The sequence below is a fragment of the Kribbella deserti genome (genome assembly GCF_042434725.1).
Lineage (GTDB): Bacteria > Actinomycetota > Actinomycetes > Propionibacteriales > Kribbellaceae > Kribbella > Kribbella deserti.
Genome location: NZ_JBHLTC010000023.1, coordinates 1 through 16,178, shown reverse-complemented (window position 1 = coordinate 16,178; position 16,178 = coordinate 1). Strand labels below are relative to the sequence as shown.

At 67.7% G+C, this 16,178-nt stretch carries 22 protein-coding genes and 1 pseudogene; 8 read left to right on the top strand and 15 right to left on the bottom strand.

What is annotated here, in order from left to right; translation table 11 throughout:
* Window position 1 precedes the first annotated feature (1 nt).
* From ACFFGN_RS19135 to ACFFGN_RS19125, 3 genes are read right to left on the bottom strand one after another with little or no spacing between them, the layout of a single operon-like run.
* A complete protein-coding gene (locus ACFFGN_RS19135) occupies window positions 2–553 on the bottom strand; it encodes a TlpA family protein disulfide reductase (RefSeq protein ID WP_380049410.1) in 552 nt (183 codons plus the stop codon).
* A 27-nt stretch (window positions 554–580) separates the two neighbouring features.
* Window positions 581–1,093, bottom strand: coding sequence for a MauE/DoxX family redox-associated membrane protein (locus ACFFGN_RS19130; RefSeq protein WP_380049408.1), 513 nt, complete (start codon window positions 1,091–1,093; stop codon window positions 581–583).
* A 28-nt stretch (window positions 1,094–1,121) separates the two neighbouring features.
* Window positions 1,122–1,331 (bottom strand): hypothetical protein, encoded by a 210-nt coding sequence (locus ACFFGN_RS19125; RefSeq protein ID WP_380049406.1) that lies wholly within the window; start codon window positions 1,329–1,331, stop codon window positions 1,122–1,124.
* A 246-nt stretch (window positions 1,332–1,577) separates the two neighbouring features.
* Between ACFFGN_RS19125 and ACFFGN_RS19120 the strand changes: the two genes are divergently transcribed.
* From ACFFGN_RS19120 to ACFFGN_RS19110, 3 genes are all read left to right on the top strand, one after another.
* Complete coding sequence (locus tag ACFFGN_RS19120; RefSeq protein ID WP_380049404.1) at window positions 1,578–2,033, top strand: hypothetical protein; 456 nt, start codon at window positions 1,578–1,580, stop codon at window positions 2,031–2,033.
* A 94-nt stretch (window positions 2,034–2,127) separates the two neighbouring features.
* Entirely contained in the window at window positions 2,128–3,033 is a 906-nt protein-coding gene (locus ACFFGN_RS19115; protein ID WP_380049402.1) for a class I SAM-dependent methyltransferase, read from the top strand.
* Between the two features lie 123 nt (window positions 3,034–3,156).
* Window positions 3,157–3,978, top strand: a complete 822-nt coding sequence (locus ACFFGN_RS19110; protein ID WP_380049400.1) for an SRPBCC family protein — start codon at window positions 3,157–3,159, stop codon at window positions 3,976–3,978.
* A gap of 3 nt (window positions 3,979–3,981) precedes the next feature.
* On the opposite strand, the gene ACFFGN_RS19105 is transcribed toward ACFFGN_RS19110, so the two are convergent.
* The 6 genes from ACFFGN_RS19105 to ACFFGN_RS19080 all read right to left on the bottom strand — a co-directional run bounded on the left by ACFFGN_RS19105 (window position 3,982) and on the right by ACFFGN_RS19080 (window position 10,191).
* A complete protein-coding gene (locus ACFFGN_RS19105; protein ID WP_380049398.1) occupies window positions 3,982–5,085 on the bottom strand; it encodes a lipid II:glycine glycyltransferase FemX in 1,104 nt (367 codons plus the stop codon).
* Between the two features lie 837 nt (window positions 5,086–5,922).
* Window positions 5,923–6,264, bottom strand: a complete 342-nt coding sequence (locus tag ACFFGN_RS19100) for an SDR family NAD(P)-dependent oxidoreductase (RefSeq protein ID WP_380049396.1) — start codon at window positions 6,262–6,264, stop codon at window positions 5,923–5,925.
* A gap of 29 nt (window positions 6,265–6,293) precedes the next feature.
* Window positions 6,294–7,091, bottom strand: coding sequence for a MerR family transcriptional regulator (locus tag ACFFGN_RS19095; RefSeq protein WP_380049394.1), 798 nt, complete (start codon window positions 7,089–7,091; stop codon window positions 6,294–6,296).
* Between the two features lie 15 nt (window positions 7,092–7,106).
* Window positions 7,107–7,868, bottom strand: a complete 762-nt coding sequence (locus ACFFGN_RS19090; RefSeq protein ID WP_380049392.1) for an ABC transporter permease — start codon at window positions 7,866–7,868, stop codon at window positions 7,107–7,109.
* Window positions 7,869–7,877: 9 nt separating this feature from the next.
* On the bottom strand, window positions 7,878–8,669 hold the full coding sequence (locus ACFFGN_RS19085) for an ABC transporter ATP-binding protein (protein ID WP_380049390.1): 792 nt from the start codon (window positions 8,667–8,669) through the stop codon (window positions 7,878–7,880).
* Between the two features lie 178 nt (window positions 8,670–8,847).
* A complete protein-coding gene (locus ACFFGN_RS19080) occupies window positions 8,848–10,191 on the bottom strand; it encodes an FAD-dependent oxidoreductase (RefSeq protein WP_380049388.1) in 1,344 nt (447 codons plus the stop codon).
* Between the two features lie 139 nt (window positions 10,192–10,330).
* Between ACFFGN_RS19080 and ACFFGN_RS19075 the strand changes: the two genes are divergently transcribed.
* Window positions 10,331–11,062: a lipoate--protein ligase family protein gene (locus ACFFGN_RS19075; protein ID WP_380049386.1), complete on the top strand. Its 732-nt coding sequence runs from the start codon at window positions 10,331–10,333 to the stop codon at window positions 11,060–11,062.
* Window positions 11,063–11,165: 103 nt separating this feature from the next.
* Here ACFFGN_RS19075 and ACFFGN_RS19070 read toward each other — a convergent pair whose 3' ends face one another.
* The 6 genes from ACFFGN_RS19070 to ACFFGN_RS19045 all read right to left on the bottom strand — a co-directional run bounded on the left by ACFFGN_RS19070 (window position 11,166) and on the right by ACFFGN_RS19045 (window position 13,835).
* Complete coding sequence (locus tag ACFFGN_RS19070; protein ID WP_380049384.1) at window positions 11,166–11,339, bottom strand: CsbD family protein; 174 nt, start codon at window positions 11,337–11,339, stop codon at window positions 11,166–11,168.
* A 92-nt stretch (window positions 11,340–11,431) separates the two neighbouring features.
* The gene (locus tag ACFFGN_RS19065; protein ID WP_380049382.1) at window positions 11,432–12,007 is read right to left on the bottom strand and encodes a hypothetical protein; all 576 of its coding nucleotides are present in this window, start codon (window positions 12,005–12,007) and stop codon (window positions 11,432–11,434) included.
* Between the two features lies 1 nt (window position 12,008).
* Window positions 12,009–12,539, bottom strand: a complete 531-nt coding sequence (locus ACFFGN_RS19060) for a DUF6286 domain-containing protein (protein WP_380049380.1) — start codon at window positions 12,537–12,539, stop codon at window positions 12,009–12,011.
* Entirely contained in the window at window positions 12,536–12,997 is a 462-nt protein-coding gene (locus ACFFGN_RS19055) for an Asp23/Gls24 family envelope stress response protein (RefSeq protein ID WP_380049378.1), read from the bottom strand. Before ACFFGN_RS19055 ends, ACFFGN_RS19060 begins: the two co-directional genes overlap by 4 nt.
* Complete coding sequence (locus ACFFGN_RS19050) at window positions 12,990–13,172, bottom strand: hypothetical protein (RefSeq protein WP_380049376.1); 183 nt, start codon at window positions 13,170–13,172, stop codon at window positions 12,990–12,992. The genes ACFFGN_RS19055 and ACFFGN_RS19050 overlap by 8 nt, the downstream gene beginning before the upstream one ends.
* Before the next feature lie 99 nt (window positions 13,173–13,271).
* Complete coding sequence (locus ACFFGN_RS19045) at window positions 13,272–13,835, bottom strand: Asp23/Gls24 family envelope stress response protein (protein ID WP_380049374.1); 564 nt, start codon at window positions 13,833–13,835, stop codon at window positions 13,272–13,274.
* Between the two features lie 293 nt (window positions 13,836–14,128).
* Between ACFFGN_RS19045 and ACFFGN_RS19040 the strand changes: the two genes are divergently transcribed.
* From ACFFGN_RS19040 to ACFFGN_RS19025, 4 genes and pseudogenes are all read left to right on the top strand, one after another.
* Window positions 14,129–14,785 (top strand): RNA polymerase sigma factor, encoded by a 657-nt coding sequence (locus ACFFGN_RS19040; protein WP_380049372.1) that lies wholly within the window; start codon window positions 14,129–14,131, stop codon window positions 14,783–14,785.
* A complete protein-coding gene (locus tag ACFFGN_RS19035) occupies window positions 14,776–15,348 on the top strand; it encodes a hypothetical protein (protein WP_380049371.1) in 573 nt (190 codons plus the stop codon). The genes ACFFGN_RS19040 and ACFFGN_RS19035 overlap by 10 nt, the downstream gene beginning before the upstream one ends.
* Window positions 15,345–15,749 (top strand): hypothetical protein, encoded by a 405-nt coding sequence (locus ACFFGN_RS19030; protein WP_380049369.1) that lies wholly within the window; start codon window positions 15,345–15,347, stop codon window positions 15,747–15,749. The genes ACFFGN_RS19035 and ACFFGN_RS19030 overlap by 4 nt, the downstream gene beginning before the upstream one ends.
* Before the next feature lie 236 nt (window positions 15,750–15,985).
* Window positions 15,986–16,178 (top strand): annotated as a pseudogene (locus ACFFGN_RS19025) (fasciclin domain-containing protein); the annotation flags it as partial.

Sequence of the window (16,178 nt, the reverse complement as noted above, 5' to 3'; positions counted from 1 at the left end):
GTCAAGAGCGAGCCGGCACCGGAACCGCGACGTCGCGCAGATCCGCACCCACCTTGGCGACCCGGCCGTCGGCGCCGACGAGCACGTAGTTCGGGTAGACGGACACGCCAAGGGCCTCGTGGATCGGGCCGTGGCCCGGGTGCTCGATGATGACGCGCGCGTGAGCACTGAACTCGCCGGCCAGGGTGTCCCCGTCGCCTTGGTCGTCCGCGATCACAACCCAGCCTTGCTCACCGCGTGCCTGGCGCTCGGCCAGCAGCTTGATCAACTGCGGTCGCGCGGCCTCGCAACCGCCACAACCCGGCGCCGCGAACGCGATCAGGGTCGGGGCGTTGCCCAGGTCGGCCGCGGTCAGCGGCCCGTCGACGGCCTCGGTGGCGAACTCCGGTACGACGGCACCCGCGGTGATCCGCGGCAACGGCGACGGCCCCTCGAAATCGCGCAGCAGTTCGTCGTGGCGGCGCAGCTTACGAATCACCGCCACCGTCAACAGCAGGTTCAGCCCGATAAGCAGGCCCAGCAGGACGAGAGCGGCCACGAGAACTGGCGACATGGAAATCTCCTCAGCGTTACACAGGGATCAGGAGGCGAACAACGCGATCAGGTGGTCGATGGAAATCGCAATCGCGGCCAGTACCAGGGCGATCGCGGCGACAAGCATCATCACCGCCGGCTGGGACCAGGCCGCGCCCGAACCACCAAGCACAACGGCAGCCAGGCCGGAAGCGGCCAGCAGGGTCAAGAGCAGGTTCCGGATCGCGTGCGGCCAGCCCAGGCTGGTCTTCACCCGTCCAAAACATGCACAGGGCAACGGCGCCGGAGCTTTGGCCGATCGCACCGCGACCGCGGCAAAAGCACCGAACAGCACAACCGCCAGGGCCAGCCCGAACCCCAGGGTGATCGGTAAGAGGCTGGCGATCGCGGCCAGCGACTCTGCCCCGATCACGATCCAGGCAACCGGCTTGGCGGCCTTGGCCGGCACGAGCGTGCGGACCGCGGTGACGAAGGGGCCGGGTTCCCGGATCTTCGCCACCGCGGCAGTGCCCAGCACGACCGCGACCAGCAGCCCGACGCCAGTCGAGAAAATAGTCATTCCGCCGTCCGCGGGGTGGCCGGGCCGATCAGCACAAGTGCTGGGTGAGCTGGCAACCGCTGCGAATCGTGCGACGCTCGCAGCGGTCGTAGTAGCAGGAGCTGCACTTGACATAGCGGCCGGAGCTGTTGCAGTAGCCACAGGCGCCCAGTGGCTGCTCACAAGGTGCAGCCGCGGCTTCCGTGGTACCCAGCGCCTTGCTCAACATCCAATCGCCCATACGGGTGAGAACGGACATGAATCCTCCTTGAGGACTGTCGGGAGCGCGACCGATGACCGGCCGCTCGGCAAATTTCGGCCGAGGATAGCGAGCCAGCGGTCAGAAAGTAACGTTTCGCCGGAAACGGCCGTGGCCTATTCATGCCAACGGCACGAACGGGTCCGGCATCGATTCAGCTTCGACGGGTGTGTCCCGCTGGGCCGAGTGGCTCCGACGTAGTGGGTGTCAGGGCAATCGGCCCTGGCACCAGCAAAGGAGATCGAGATGACCGAGACCACCCAGACGTCGCAGGCGCACGAGCAGACGTCGCAGAGCCCTGAGCCGAGTGAGCAGATGCGGGCGTTGGACCGGCTCGTTGGGACTTGGCAGGTCGAGGGCGGCGCGGTCGGCATCACCCGGTACGAGTGGATGGCCGGGCGCCACTTCCTGCTGCAGCACGTCGAGCTGGAGAACAGCACCGGGCTCGAGATGATCGGTCACGAGCACCCGATCTTCGGAGAGCGCAGCGAGCACGTCAAGTCGCGGTACTACGGCAACGGCGGCGAAACCTTCGACTACACCTACGAACTGGAAGGCGATGTGCTGACGATTTGGGGTGGCGAAAAGGGTTCACCGGCGTTCTACCGGGGAACGTTCAGCGCGGACGGCAACGTCCTCACGGGTTCGTGGACCTATCCCGGCGGTGGCGGCTACGACTCGGTCTCCACCCGGGTGGCCTGACGCGTCAATCGGCCTGACGCGTCTGGCCGCGCGCGCTTGGCCCGGCGCGGTTAATCGATGGCGTTCCGGCGCGGGTGCTCGGTAGCTTCAGGCCATGATCTACGAGCACCCGCTGGCCTACCTGCTCGGCGTCGAGGGCGCGGCCTTGATGCGGGCGTTCACCGGACAGTTCGACCGCGAGTTCACCGAAGCGCGGATCGCGGAGATCAGACGGCTGCTCGACGATGAGGCACTGGCCAACGCCGGCGTGAACGTGGCCCAGGTGGACCCGCCCGAGGGGTACCGCATCTGGTCGCAGACTTACGACGGCCCCAACAGCCTGTTCGACATCGACGAGGTCATCCTGGGCGAGATCCTCGACGAGTTGCCCGTCGGAGTCGCCCTGGACGCGGCCTGCGGCACCGGGCGAATCTCAGCCCTGCTCGCCGATCGCGGCCACCAGGTACGCGGCGTGGACAGCTCGCCAGACATGCTGGAACGCGCCCGAATCCGCGTACCACAAGGCGAATTCCAGCTTGGCGAGTTGCAAGCCCTGCCGGTGCCGGACGAAGCCGTCGACCTGGTGGCCTGTTCGCTCGCGCTCACCCATACGAGTGCCCTGCAGCCGGCGATAGCCGAATTCGCCCGCGTCCTGCGACCCGGCGGCCACCTGGTGATTTCGGACATGCATCCCGAAGGCGTGGCCCGCGGTTTCGTTCCGAACGTACGCCGAGCCGACGGCCGACCCGGACGAATCGCGAGCTACCGCCACCCGATCGGTTCCTACCTCCGCGCCGCCTTATCGGCGGGCCTGGAACTACGCCGCTGCGAGGAACCGCGCTTTCCCCCATCGGAGAACCAACCGCCGCAGGAAATCCCGTCCACCGCGACCGCGATCGATGTCTGGGACGTCTGGCCGTGGCGCCTCACCGCGCTGATCCCCGAAGCCGCCGAAGCCGCACACGGCGACGTACCGACCATGGTCATCTGGCAATTCCAGCTCCCACCCACCAACGCCTGACCGGTTTGATCGGGTATTGGGACGGCAACGGCAAGCGGCGGCAATGCTGGGCGCAACGGACGGCACGAGGCCGCCACGTCGGCCAATACGAGCAGCCAGGGCGCGGCCGTCATCTTCGGCTGCATGTGGAAGGCGGACTACGGCATTCACCTGTTCCGGACCAAGACCTCCACGACGGCTGACTACTTCGTTGCCCGCGGCACCTACATGACCTCGCTCGACTGCAACGGCACCAAGCACGGCTGGGCCGCCCTGTCCTGCATCACCTTCGTCAGGCGCGTCATCGGCCCCGACAACAACCACGTCGGTGGAGCTCCACAAGGTGGCACCGTACTGAAACGCCATCACCGAACGGCCGGTCGCCTCGATCGTGGCCAGGGCGCGAAGGTGGTAACGCGAATCCTACCGACGGGGTTGGTACTGGCTAATCACGCTCGCAGAGCTGACGATCGAGGCGTGCCTCTCATCGACAGCGACGACCAGACCGTGCCGATCACCGTGCAGGGCCGGAGCCGGCTGACCCCGGCCGAGGCATTCGAGCGGATCGTGCCGGTCGATCTGCCGAGCGTCTTTCACGCCATCTGGCCGTTTCCGGGTGTTGCGCGGGTCGAGAATCAGACGGAGCCGTGGGACCACGTCGGACCGAGTCGAACGCCCGTCTTCGACGACGGGTCCCGCGCCACGGAAACGCTGACGGAGTACGTCGACGGGCGCAGCTTCGCGTACGAGTTGACGCAGTTCACCAACGTGCTGGGGCGATTGGTGTACGGCGTGCGCGGCGAGTGGACGTTCACACCGGATGGCAACGGCACGCTGATCCGCTGGTGTTACGAGTTCAAGCCCAGGCACGGCCGCGCCTGGATCCTCGCCGGCCCGTTCAAGCCGCTCTGGTCCCGGTACATGCGGAGCGCTTTGAAGGCGATCCTGGCACAAGTTGCGGGCTGACGGTCAGCGGTACTTCTGCATTGCGTGGTGGAGGGTTTTGTTGACCACGCCGGAGAGGGTGAGCTCCCACTCCCCCAGGGTTTCCACGACTTCCCCGCGGGTGCCGAGCTTCCACCGCAGCAGGCCGAACTCCCGGCGGCTTGGATCGAGGCAGTCCGAGACACCACGCATGTCGTAGTACTCGGCGCCAAGCTTGTGCGCGTCTTGCAGCATTCGCCACTGCAACGCATGACTAGGCCGTACGTCGCGACGGTGGTTCGCCGAAGCGCCCGTCTGGTACCAAACGCGTCGACCGACGACGTTCATCGTGTGAGCGGCAAGCACCTCCCCACCATGGCTGGCCAGGTAAAGCCGCATCCGCCCGGGCTCCTCGGCGTTCAGCGCGCGGTACTGCCGTTCGTAGTAGGCCAGCGAACGCCCGAGGTTGAAGCCGTTCCGTTGCTCGGTGGTCTTGAGCAACTCGTAGAACGTGGGCAGATCCGACGCATCGCCGATCCGCGTCTCGACGCCGGAACGCTCGGCTTTCTTGAGGTTTCGCCGCCACTCGCTGCTCAGACTGGCCTTCAGTTCATCCAGTCCGCGGCCTTGCAGTGGAACCTGGAAGACGAACCGCGGCTGCGCGTCACCGCGTGATCCGTCCTCTCCCATTCGCCGCCAGCCAAGCGATCTGAGCCTGTCGCCCACCGACGATCCGATCGGCTCGACCAGATCGGGCAGCACATCGCCGATCCGCAACGCCGGTCCAGCCGCGGCCTTCAAGGTGTCCGCGTGCCAGCGACGTAACGGCGGCGGTGGGCCAATTCGAACGGCGAACGCGCCTGCCGCCAGCAAGTGGTCCACCAGCGGGTCGAGCCAGCGATCGAGGTTCGGGTCCCGCCAATCGATGTCGGGCCCTTCCGGCAAATAGGCGAAGCACCGCCGGATTCCAGGCACGCGGCGGTAGAGCACCAGCGCCGTACCCAGCACTTGCCCGGCCGCATCGCGCCAGGCGAGCAGCTCGGATCCCCAATCCGGCTTGACCATCGCCCACGAAGGCGCCTGCAGATAACTCCGGTCGCCCTGCAGCACCGACGCGCGCCGGTAGTTCTCAGGATCGACAGGGCCCACCCGCAGCTGGACTCGTCGGACAGAACACGGCGTCGTGACCGGCACGGCGGCACCTCCGAGTTAGCTGATGTTCATTGCCCTTGCCTTTAAAGACGCCGTTACCTGGCCAACGGTTCGTGCGCCTCTACCCTTTATGAGTCTCGAGGCGCCCGAAATGTCTCAGATGACTTGCAGCGAGCGTGGGCCCGGCGCGGTTCGCCTGGCTCGACGGCCCTTCACCAGCACCGCTGGCCACGCGCAAGGTGGGTTACCACCTGGGATTCCGAGGTGGTAACCCACCGGCCCGATGGCCAGCCACGCGCACGACACCCGCGACCGAGGTACGAACGGCGTACTTCGGGTGTCCCGGCCGGCCCGCTACCGCGGTTTGGCACGACTGCCGGGGTTTGGCACGACTGCCCGGTTTTGGGCCGCCCACTGCCGAGTTGTTTGACGGCTACCCGGTTGCAGCCAGGTACTCGTACAAAAACTCGGCAGCCGACCCAAAAGCCGGTACCGGCCAACGTCAACCACCGTATTCCGCGTCCGACCGTCGGAAAAGATCCACCCGCACCACCCACCAACGGCGCCACCCACCAACGAACCCGGCCCCCTACCCGACCGGCACGACCGATACGACCGCACGACGGCACGACGGCACGGCGGCACGGCGGCACGGCGGCACGGCGGCACGGCGGCACGGCATGCAGAACATCCGGGACCCGGGCAGACCTCACCCGTCCCCCTGATAGCTGCCGCCTTTGGTCGGTTCGGGCCGCGTCAAGGGCGCGCAGCGTCACCGAAGGTGATTCCCAAAACCCTTGACGCGGCCCGAACCGACCTGACAATTCGAAAGACTCAGGGGGACGGGTGCCACCCGGTATCCACCGGCCTCGGTGGATGGATCAGGGCCAGAAGCACGGCCTTGGTACAAACGCCCGCGCGAACGGAGGCACCCGAAACCGCCGGCGCACGCCCGAAACCGCCGGCGCGCGCCCGAAACCGCCGGCGCGCGCCCGAAACCGCCGGCGACCGCATCTCCGCCCTCCGCCCGTGGCCCCGAACCTCCTCGGCCGTCTGCTCGGCACCTTCCGCGCTGCTGTGCCACGTCACGCCGACGTCGAAACCGTCCTGGGCCAAGGCAACCGCCGTCGCCCGGCCGATCCCGCTCTCGGCCCCGGTCACTATCGCTGTAGGCATGGCCCGCCGGTACCCCGCGACCAATCGCGCTAACTGTCCGCGATGGCCTGGTTGCCCTCGCCACCACGGACCGGCACTCGCTCGACGCGGGTCCAGCCCTTCCATCCGCGCTCGGCCAGGAGTGCCGTCAGCCGTTCGGCACCGGGTGACGACTCGAGCATGGTCGAGTCGAGCAGGTCGACGAACTGGTCATTGAACCCTTCGGCGTTCATCTCACCGGCCTCCACCGCGCGAGTCATCAGGCGCTCCAGGATGTCGGCCATCTCGATCAGCCGAGGGTCATCGGCCTGCCAGTCGAGCGCGCCGCGCAGCAGGCTGTACAGCTTCACCATGTCGGGGTCTTCCAGGCTCTGGTGCTTCATGGCGATCACGTGGTCGATCAGGTGCGGCACCTGTGCGGCGACCAGGATCCAGGCGTCGCGCTCCAGTTCGATGTACCACTCCTCGACGCCGAGATCACGTAACCGGTCGAGGTAGCCGATCACACTTTGCGGAAGCGCCAGCTGTTCCCCGGCGGCCAGCTTGGCGAGGCGTTTGCGGGTGTCCTGGAGCCGACGGATCTCGGCGCGCAGGTCCTTGTCGATCTGCTGGATGCCATCGGCGAACTCGTCCGAGTCCGCCTCGAGCAGCTCCTGCACCCGCGCCAGCGGTACGCCGGCATCCGCCAGCGTGTGGATCTGAATCAGCCGCACGACCGCGGCGGCCTTGTAGACCCGGTACCCCGAGTGGTCGCGCTCCGGCTCCGGCAGCAGCCCGATCTGGTGGTAGTGGCGCACCGCCCGCACCGTGACCCCCGCGTGCGCCGCCAACTGGCTGATGGTGAGCATGGGTCCCAGACTGCCTCAGGCGATCTTCCGGCGATAGACCGCCATCGCGCCGGCGTACGCCACGACGAGGATGCCGACACACCAGCCCAGCGCGAGCCAAACATCGTCCCCGACCGGCTGCTCGGTGAACAGGGCCCGAACGGTGTTGACGATCGACGTCACCGGCTGGTTCTCGGCGAACCAGCGCACCGGCCCGGGCATGGTCTCGGTGGGCACGAACGCCGAACTCAGGAACGGCAGGAACAGCAGCGGGTACGAGAAGGCGCTCGCGCCCTCCATGGTGTTCGCCGACAGCCCGGGAATGACCGCGAGCCAGGTCAGCGCCAACGTGAACAGCAGCAGGATCGCCGCCACCCCGAGCCACGCCGCGACGCTCGCCCCGGAACGGAAGCCCAGCAGCAACGCGACGCCCACCACGATCACGAGCGAGATCATGTTGGCCACGAGCGAGGTCAGCACGTGGGCCCACAGCACACCCGATCGCGCGATCGGCATGGACTGGAACCGCTCGAAGATCCCGCTCTTCAGGTCCATGAACAGCCGGAACGCGGTGTACGCGATACCCGACGCGACCGTGATCAGCAGGATTCCGGGCAGCATGTAGTTGACGTACTCGACCGAACCGGTATCGATCGCGCCTCCGAAAACGAACACGAACATCAGCATCATCGCGACCGGCATCAGCGCGGTGGTGATGATGGTGTCGACGCTGCGGGTGACGTGGCGCAGGCTCCGGCAGGTGAGTACGGCGGTGTCGCCGAAGAAGTGCGTAGCCATGGTTGTTCCCTACTCCTTGCTCGACGAGGTGGCGCGCTCGGGACCGGCATTGCCGACGACCGCGAAGAAGACGTCTTCCAGCGAAGGCTGCTTCTCGACGTACTCGACCTTCGCAGGTGGCAGCAGTTGCTTCAGCTCCGCGAGAGTGCCGTTCACGATGATCCGGCCCTGGTGCAGGATCGCGATCCGGTCCGCGAGCTGCTCGGCCTCCGCCAGGTACTGCGTGGTGAGCAGCACCGTCGTACCGCGTCCGGCGAGCCCGCGCACGGTGTCCCACACCTCGACCCGCGCCTCGGGATCGAGCCCAGTGGTCGGCTCGTCGAGAAAGATCACCGGCGGATCGCCGATCAGGCTCATCGCGATGTCCAGCCGGCGCCGCATGCCACCTGAGTACGTCGACACCCGGCGCGCACCGGCCTCGGTCAGCGAGAACCGGCTCAACAGGTCATCCGCGATCGCGCCCGGGCTCTCGAGGTGGCGCAGCTTCGCCACCAGCAGGAGGTTCTCCCGCCCGGTGAGGATCTCGTCGACGGCGGCGAACTGGCCGGTCAGACTGAAGGACTTGCGTACGTCCGGCGCCTGGGTGGTCACGTCGAAACCGTTCACGCCGGCCGTTCCGGCGTCGGCCTTCAGGAGGGTGGCCAGGGTCCGCACGAGCGTGGTCTTGCCGGCACCATTCGAACCGAGCAGGGCGAAGATGCTGCCCCGCGCCACGTCGAAGTCCACGCCACGCAAGACCTTGAGATCGCCGTACGACTTCTCGAGTCCTTGCACGCGAATCGCCACCGCGGCGTCCGTCATGAGTGGGTACTCCTGTTCAACATCGTCATTCCTTGCCTCTCAGGTCAGGCCGCTCCCGTGGTCTGCCGGGAGGTGCTGTCACCAGAGTGGAGGGTTGACGCTGCGTCAGGGTCAAGCCGGCCCGCCGACGTACCCGAGAGCCGGGTACGTCGGCGGGCTGTTTGCCTAGGGCAACCGTCTACTGACGGCGGGCGGCCTCGATCATCTCTTCGCGCGGAACGACCTTGATCCGCTCGCGGCCGTGCGGCTGGCCGAGGGCGAGCTCGTAGGCGTCCAGGCGGGACCAGCCGTCGGCGTCGATGACGGTGGCGCCGCGGTCGGCGAGGTGGTTCAGGATCGCGTCCGGATCGGTTTCCTCCGGTCGCGGCAGGCCGGCGATGTCGTCGAGCAGGCTGGCGATCGTCTCGGCCGCGTCGGACTTCGTATGACCGATCAGGCCGATCGGGCCGCGCTTGACCCAGCCCGTCACGTACAGCCCGGGCAACGGAATGTCGTCCATACCGAGCACGCGGCCGCGGTCGTTTGTCATCACGCCGGCCTGGTGATCGAACGGAAGGCCCGGCAGATGCGACGAGAGGTACCCGACCGCACGGTAGACCGCTTGCACGGGCGTATCGACGTACTCCCCGGTCCCCCGCGCCGTGCCGTCCCCCTGCAGTTCGGTGCGCTCGGTGCGCAGGCCCTCGACCTTGTCCGTACCGAGCACCTCGATCGGCGCGTGGCACAGATGGATGTGGATCCGGTGCTCCGCGCCCGTGGGCTCGGCCTCGAGGTACTTCAGTAACGTGTCGACCACCAGCCGGGTGCCCTTGCTCGCGTTGATCGCGCGCTGGCTGGCCTCGTCGATGTCGAAGCCTTCGGGGTGCACGATCACGTCCACCGCGGGCGAGTGCGACAGCTCGCGCAGCTCCATCGGAGTGAACTTGATCTGCGCCGGACCACGCCGGGCGAACACGTGTACGTCGGTGGCCTGGTTGGCCTTCAGACCGCGGTACACGTTGTCGGCGATCTCCGTAGTCAGCTGCTCATCGGCCGGTTTGGCCAGCATCCGGGCGACGTCGAGCGCCACGTTGCCGGCGCCGATGACCGCGACCTGCCGAGCGTCGAGCGGCCAGTCACGCGGTACGTCGGGATGGCCGGCGTACCAGCTGACGAAGTCGGCGGCACCGTGGCTGCCGGGCAGCTCGATGCCGGGGATGTCCAGGTCCCGGTCGGCCATCGCGCCGGTCGCGAAGATGACCGCGTCGTAGTGCCGGCGCAGATCGTCGAGCTTCAGGTCCGAGCCGTACTCGACGTTGCCGAGGAACCGGATCCGCTCCCGGCCGACCACTCGGTGCAGCGCCTTGATGATCTCCTTGATCCGCGGATGGTCCGGCGCCACGCCGTAGCGCACCAGCCCGAACGGCGCGGGCAGCCGCTCGATCAGATCGACGTGAGCCCGTTCGTGTTCTTTGGTCAGAATGTCCGCCGCGTAGATCCCGGCAGGCCCAGCGCCGACAACGGCGACTCGGAGGTCCCTCACGATCTCCCCAACTTTAGGTAAGGCTTGCCTAAGTGAGCGTACGCGACGGCCGCCGCTCCCCCAAACCGTGAGAGCCAGTTCACACCTTGCCGGCGCCCCTTGGCTGAGCGGTTCCGCCGAGCGGTGGCACGATGGCGGCGTGCAGCTGTTTTCGGGGCCGGTCGGCGATCCGGCGATGGAGTTGGCGATCGCGAACGCGCTGGTACGACGCGCGTCCGCCGGGGATTTCACGGAGGCGCTGCGGGTTTACCGTCCGGCTCAGCCCATGCTGGTGTTCGGCCGTCGCGATACCAGGCATGCCGGTTTCGAGGCCGCCGTACGGGCCGGGCGCGAGGCGGGTTTCGAGCCGGTCGTTCGGGCGGTCGGCGGGCGGCCGGTCGCGTATACGAGCGAGGCCCTGGTCATCGACCACGTCCGGAACGATCCGCGGGCGGCTGAGGAGCAGGAGCGCCGGTTCAAGTCGTTCGGCCAGGTGATCGCCGACGAACTGCACCTCCTCGGCATCGACGCGCGGGTCGGCGAGGTGCCTGGCGAGTACTGCCCGGGAGCGCAGAGCATCAACGCACGTGGGGTGGTCAAGCTGGTCGGCACCGGCCAGCGAGTGGTTCGCGACGCCTGGCTGTTCAGCTCGTTGACGGTGATCGGTGATGATGCGCGGGTCCGGTCGGTGCTGACGGAGGTGTACGGCCATTTGGAGCTGCCGTTCGACCCGGAAACCGTCGGGTCGTTGTCCACCGAACGCCCGGCGCTGACCGCGACGGCCGTCCAGCAGCACTTCCAGAACGCCTTCGCCGGCGGGATCAGTCCGACGCCGTTGGACCAGGCGACGCTGGACCTGGCCGCGTCGTACGCCGACGACCACCGGGTCTGACTCTCGCACCTCGTTGCCTCAGGCTACTGTTGCCACAGGCCTCTGTTGGCGCAGACAACTGTTGCCCGGAACATCGTGACGTCCAGGCAACAGTTGCTATGGGCTACTTCTTGAAGGCGTCCTTGATGTTCTCGCCTGCGTTCTTGAGGTCGGCCTTCGTCTGGTCCGTCTTGCCTTCGGCTTGCAGGTCCTTGTCGTCCGTCAGGTTGCCGACGGCCTCCTTGGCCTTGCCCGCAAGCTCTTCGGCGGCGTTCCTGGCCTTGTCCGCGATACCCATCCGACTCATCTCCTGTTGGTTTGCCGGTCCGTTGACCGGGCCGGTGCTGGTGGCGGCCCCAGGGCGGGCCCGCTTCTCCACGGCGCGCGGGCTCACAGCACTCGCCTCACCGTGGACGTCTTGTCGGCGCGTGCGACCCGCAGGTCGACGCGATGGTGCAGTTCGTCGCGGCCGATGACCCGGTGCAGTTCCGCGCTGGTCTGTTCGGCCGCCGTCCGTACGACATCCAGGTCGGCGCTCGGCTCGAGCGTCATCGTCAGCTCCGCGACCAACTGGCCACGATCCCTTACGACGCGCCCCGATCCGTCGCGAACGCCATCGGTTCGCGCCAGCGCCTGCGCGGCGGCCGTGGCCGCCGCATTGACGTCCGCGGTGAGCCGCCCCGAGTCGTCGCTACCCGGCAACTGAAGCTGGCCCACGCTGCGCTTCGGCACATGCCGCATGAGCCAGGTCAGGCCCAGACCGACCAGCAACAGGCCCCCGAGACCCGTTGCCCACGGCCACCAGTCGTACGTCGGCAGATCGGTCAGACCGTTGATCTCCAGCCGATCCGTTGCGTTGGGAATCAGGTCGTAACGCCATCCCAGCGCGGCGCCGCCCGCAGCAAGTAGCACGAGAGCGATCACGAAGGCGGCAAGCCTGTCGAACGCGAGAAGTCCGCGGCGCATCTCAGTTCCCCTCAACAGTTACCCGGGTCCGAACGCGCGGAACCGGTGTGACCAGGTGCAATCGCTGCGGGATAGCCGTGGCCAACTCGTCGCGAACCCGGTTCACGTCGCCCGTCACCGTCGCATTGACCCGAAGCGCACGCCGCTTGGCCTTGGTCTCCGCGCCGAGTACCGAGTCGATCCGCCGCGCGCTGTCGGTCGCGAGGCGCCCGGCATCCCGGCTACGGATCCACACCCCATCGTCCCCGACGGCGAGATGCGTGGCCCTGCGCGGCTTCAACGACGCGACCAGGATCAACAACCCCAGCAGTACGGCGATACCGCCCGCCGGAATCATCCAGTCCACCGGCTTGAGCACTTCCGCCTTACCGAAAAGCCATTCCAGCCACGGTGTACCCGAAATGGTGCCAGTGGCAACGAGTGCGTCACGGATGCCAATGGCACCGATCGCGGTGACCGAAAGCGCAGCCAGTACGCCGACGGTGGCGGCCGCCGGTGCGGCCACCGGCTTCTTCGCTGGTGTGCTGCTCATACGACCCTCCTTGGCCTGGGGATCTCGCGACTGGTCGAATCCGGCACTTCCACAGCGGAGATCTGCACGCTGACTGCGTCTATGCCCAGCCCGGTCAAGTCGGCGACAGTTCGCGTGACCCGGCTCCGGGCATCGGCGGCGACCTCGGCGAGCGGATGGCCCCAGGCGATCGCGATCTCCAGGTCCAGCCGGAGGTGTTTCCCCGCGAGCTGAACCCTTGCCTTCGGCAGGCCGTGCCCGAAGGTTGCGCCTTGCCGGAGCACCGTCGGCGACTCCAGCACGCAGGTCTCGGCGATTCGCTCGACCGCCCGGGCGCTGATATCCAGCCGGCCGCGGGTGCCGGGGTCGGCTGGTAGGGCTCGCTCGGCCGGCGTGGCGTCGTACGGCCTGGCTGCCGTCGCGGCCGAACCCTGGGTGGGTGTCTCTGCCCGCGGCGCTCCGAGCGCGACGTCAGCCACGGCCACGGCGCGCCATCAGGTCGTCCAGACCCTTGGCGCCGTCGGTGAGAAAGCGGCCCGCCGCGAGTCCGGCGGCGCCCAGCACGATCGCAAGCAGGAATCCGGCGAACCCGCCCGCCGCGGCGGCGATGGCGAGCAACAGACCGGCGAACAAGCCGATGGTCGAGGTGTTCACGAGCTTCTCCTTGGCTTGGCCCGGGCTCGTTCGGCCCGGTGCGATGCAGCGGTGATTTGCAAAGAGCGCCCGGCGACCAGGCCGGGTGGATGAAACCGGTTACTGGACGCGGGGCTCGGCGCCGGCGGTGTCGTCCTCGGCGTCGTCCTCGCCTTCGAGATGGATGTCGCTGACGGCGATGTTGACCTCGGTGACCTCGAGACCGGTCATACGCTCGACGGACTCGATCACGTTGCGCCGAATCGCCGCCGCGAGGTCCGGAATCGCCGCGCCGTACTCGGCGATGATCTGCAGGTCGATCGCCGCCTGCTTCTCACCGACCTCGACCGAGACGCCCTGGGACAGGTTCGTCTTGGAGCCGGGAATGCGCTCGCGCAACATGCCGACCGTGCGGGCCGCCGTACCACCGAGGTCGTAGACGCCGGTGATCTCCCGGGTGGCGATACCGGCGATCTTCGACACCACCGTGTCGGCGATGCTGGTCTTGCCCTGTCCGGTCTCCAGTCCGTCGTTGCTGGTAGCAACCACGCCACCCGGGCTCTTGCCCGCGGCAACCGTGCTGCCGCGTGACTCCTTGCTGGTGGCAACTACGCGATCCGCGCTGTCATTGCCAGTGGCAACGACGCCGTTCGCGGGGCTCTTGGTGCTGGTGTTGTCGGCCATCGATCTTCCTCCCGAGTAGTGGTGCGGCGATTCCTACCTTGGCCGATGTCCATCACGGTCAGGCGACGTCTTGTCGGCATGTCCGTGACGACGCGGCATCGGCTCCGGCTGCGCACCGAGGTGGTTCGTCGCAGTGAGGACGCCGGATGGCTGCGCGATGTCATGGCAACAAATCTGTGATCAGCATCACCGTGGCGATCACGGTCGCGACCGTGACATCTGCGACGCTGACGTCGTCTGTACCTCAAGGCGCCCGGGCCCGGGTGCCTGCGCGGACTCGAAGGAGGACACCGGTGGCGGCCGCTGACACGACACCTTCTGGCACCTCGCCGCAGCCCTCTCCGTCCGCCGGCAATCCACCGACGGGCAACTCGAGGGTCGCCGCTTCGCCGGTGGGTGGGCTGGTCGAGCTGGATGAGGCCACCTTGGTCGCCCGGGCCCGCGACCGCGACCCTGCGGCGTTCGAGATGCTGGTTCGTCGCTACCAGCGGCGCATCTACGCGTTGTGCCTGCGGATGCTGAACGGCGCCAGCGGCGAGGCGGAGGATGTCGCGCAGGACGTGTTCCTCACCGCCTGGCGGCGGCTGCCGGAGATCCAGCACGACGCGGCCTTCGGCAGTTGGCTGTACCGGACGGCGACAAACCAGTGCCTCTCCGCCCTGCGAACGCGCAAACCCGTCGTCGAACTCGACGACGTGACCACCCCGGTGGAAACGGGCGCCCAAGGCGACCCGGCCCGCACGGTCAACAACAGCCAAGCCATGAAGGCCTTGACGCTGGCGCTGGCCCAGCTCCCGCCGCCGCAACGTGCCTGCTGGTTGTTGCGAGAGGTCCACGGCCGCTCGTACCAGGAGATCGCCGAGCTTGAGGGAACGACCGCGACGGCGGTCCGCGGACGAATAGCCAGAGCACGAGCAGAACTAGCGGAGGTGATGAAGCCATGGAGATGAACCCCACCCAGGAGGCTCTCCACCCGCTGCCCTGCGGCCGGACCGTCGAAGACGTCTGGGAGGACCTCGAGGCTGACCGCGTCACCGCTCACGCCCTGGAGTGTCCGCACTGCGCGACCGCGCGGGCCAGCCTCGACCAACTCACCGAGGCCACCCGTGCGCTGATCGACGATCCAGCCGAGCCGCCGTCCGGTTTCCTCGACAAGATCATGACCGCGGTTCGGGCCGACCTTGTGCTCGGCCGTACGGTGCCACTCCCCCATTCGGTCGGCCGGGTCGACATCTCGACGTACGCGCTCGCCTCGGTGCTGCGCTATGCCGTGGACGGGGTCGACGGGATCCGCGCGCACCAGTGCCGGATCGAGGACGCACCGGACCACCCCCACGCCGTACGGGTCTGGATGTCGGTATCGCTGCGCTTCGGGTCCGGCCAGGTCATCGCCTTGGAGGAAGCCCGTCGCCGGGTTGCTGCCGCCCTGCCTGAGCGGATCGGGCTTGAGCTGGCGAGCCTCGACTTCGAAGTGATGGACGTCTGGACCGATGGCCCCAGGGATTCGCGATGAACTCGGCGCGTGGTCTGGTGCCACCCGGTCTGCTCATGGAGGTTGAGGCCGCCGACGCCGCCGCGCGGGCCGCTCGCGCGGTGCCGGGCGTCGTACGACTCCAGCCAGGCGTGTGGGGTTTGTTGCGCCAGTTCGCCGTACGGGCGTGGGAACAAACCACTGGCAAGGTTCTGCCCGATATCGCCGGGGTGGACGCTCGGCTGGTGGAGGACGGCACCCGCTTGCGGGTTGAGCTGCGGATCGTGGTGAGCATCCACTCTCAGGCGGCCGCCGTCGGTGCGGCGGTGCACGAGGCGGTCACGGTCGCAGCGATCGAGGCGGCGGGCAAACCGGTCGAGGTGACGGTGCACATCGTTGAGATCGACCTCGAGCCGCAACAGGCTCGCCCGCTCGACGGCTGAAGCTTGTTTTGAGCGGTAAGCGTGCCTAAAGCGGTGGACCTGATTTGAGCGCTGAGCCTGTTTCAGGCGGCTGGCGAGAAAGTTCTTGGATTTCACCTATCCGGTGGCGGAACGGCTTCGAAGCAGAGATGTCGGCCGTGAAGAAGCGGACGGCATCGACCGGGCGGGCGGCGTGAACATCGACGCCATCGCTGGTCGATGAGTTCAAACCCCCACCGTCGAAAAGGAAATCTCTGATGACCAAGAACGTCACCCGCGTCGGCCTGGCCACCGCTGCTCTCGCCCTTGTCCTGGCGACATCTGCCTGCGGCGGCGACAACGACAGCCCGGCCGCCGACGCGGCCCCCTCCTCGGCGCCGTCGTCCGCTCCCTCGTCCGCCCCGTCCTCGGAGCCGACCATGGCCGACCCGATGTCGGACCTGGTCGGGC

Excerpts from the sequence above, each read along its gene's own strand:
- ACFFGN_RS19030 (WP_380049369.1), top strand. The coding sequence starts at position 15,345 with ATGAACTCGGCGCGTGGTCTGGTGCCACCCGGTCTGCTCATGGAGGTT.
- ACFFGN_RS19035 (WP_380049371.1), top strand. The coding sequence starts at position 14,776 with ATGGAGATGAACCCCACCCAGGAGGCTCTCCACCCGCTGCCCTGCGGC.
- ACFFGN_RS19120 (WP_380049404.1), top strand. The coding sequence starts at position 1,578 with ATGACCGAGACCACCCAGACGTCGCAGGCGCACGAGCAGACGTCGCAG.
- ACFFGN_RS19130 (WP_380049408.1), bottom strand. The coding sequence starts at position 1,093 with ATGACTATTTTCTCGACTGGCGTCGGGCTGCTGGTCGCGGTCGTGCTG.
- ACFFGN_RS19065 (WP_380049382.1), bottom strand. The coding sequence starts at position 12,007 with ATGCGCCGCGGACTTCTCGCGTTCGACAGGCTTGCCGCCTTCGTGATC.
- ACFFGN_RS19100 (WP_380049396.1), bottom strand. The coding sequence starts at position 6,264 with ATGCCTACAGCGATAGTGACCGGGGCCGAGAGCGGGATCGGCCGGGCG.
- ACFFGN_RS19090 (WP_380049392.1), bottom strand. The coding sequence starts at position 7,868 with ATGGCTACGCACTTCTTCGGCGACACCGCCGTACTCACCTGCCGGAGC.
- ACFFGN_RS19125 (WP_380049406.1), bottom strand. The coding sequence starts at position 1,331 with ATGTCCGTTCTCACCCGTATGGGCGATTGGATGTTGAGCAAGGCGCTG.
- ACFFGN_RS19060 (WP_380049380.1), bottom strand. The coding sequence starts at position 12,539 with ATGAGCAGCACACCAGCGAAGAAGCCGGTGGCCGCACCGGCGGCCGCC.
- ACFFGN_RS19095 (WP_380049394.1), bottom strand. The coding sequence starts at position 7,091 with ATGCTCACCATCAGCCAGTTGGCGGCGCACGCGGGGGTCACGGTGCGG.
- ACFFGN_RS19115 (WP_380049402.1), top strand. The coding sequence starts at position 2,128 with ATGATCTACGAGCACCCGCTGGCCTACCTGCTCGGCGTCGAGGGCGCG.
- ACFFGN_RS19110 (WP_380049400.1), top strand. The coding sequence starts at position 3,157 with ATGTGGAAGGCGGACTACGGCATTCACCTGTTCCGGACCAAGACCTCC.
- ACFFGN_RS19135 (WP_380049410.1), bottom strand. The coding sequence starts at position 553 with ATGTCGCCAGTTCTCGTGGCCGCTCTCGTCCTGCTGGGCCTGCTTATC.
- ACFFGN_RS19045 (WP_380049374.1), bottom strand. The coding sequence starts at position 13,835 with ATGGCCGACAACACCAGCACCAAGAGCCCCGCGAACGGCGTCGTTGCC.
- ACFFGN_RS19070 (WP_380049384.1), bottom strand. The coding sequence starts at position 11,339 with ATGGGTATCGCGGACAAGGCCAGGAACGCCGCCGAAGAGCTTGCGGGC.
- ACFFGN_RS19085 (WP_380049390.1), bottom strand. The coding sequence starts at position 8,669 with ATGACGGACGCCGCGGTGGCGATTCGCGTGCAAGGACTCGAGAAGTCG.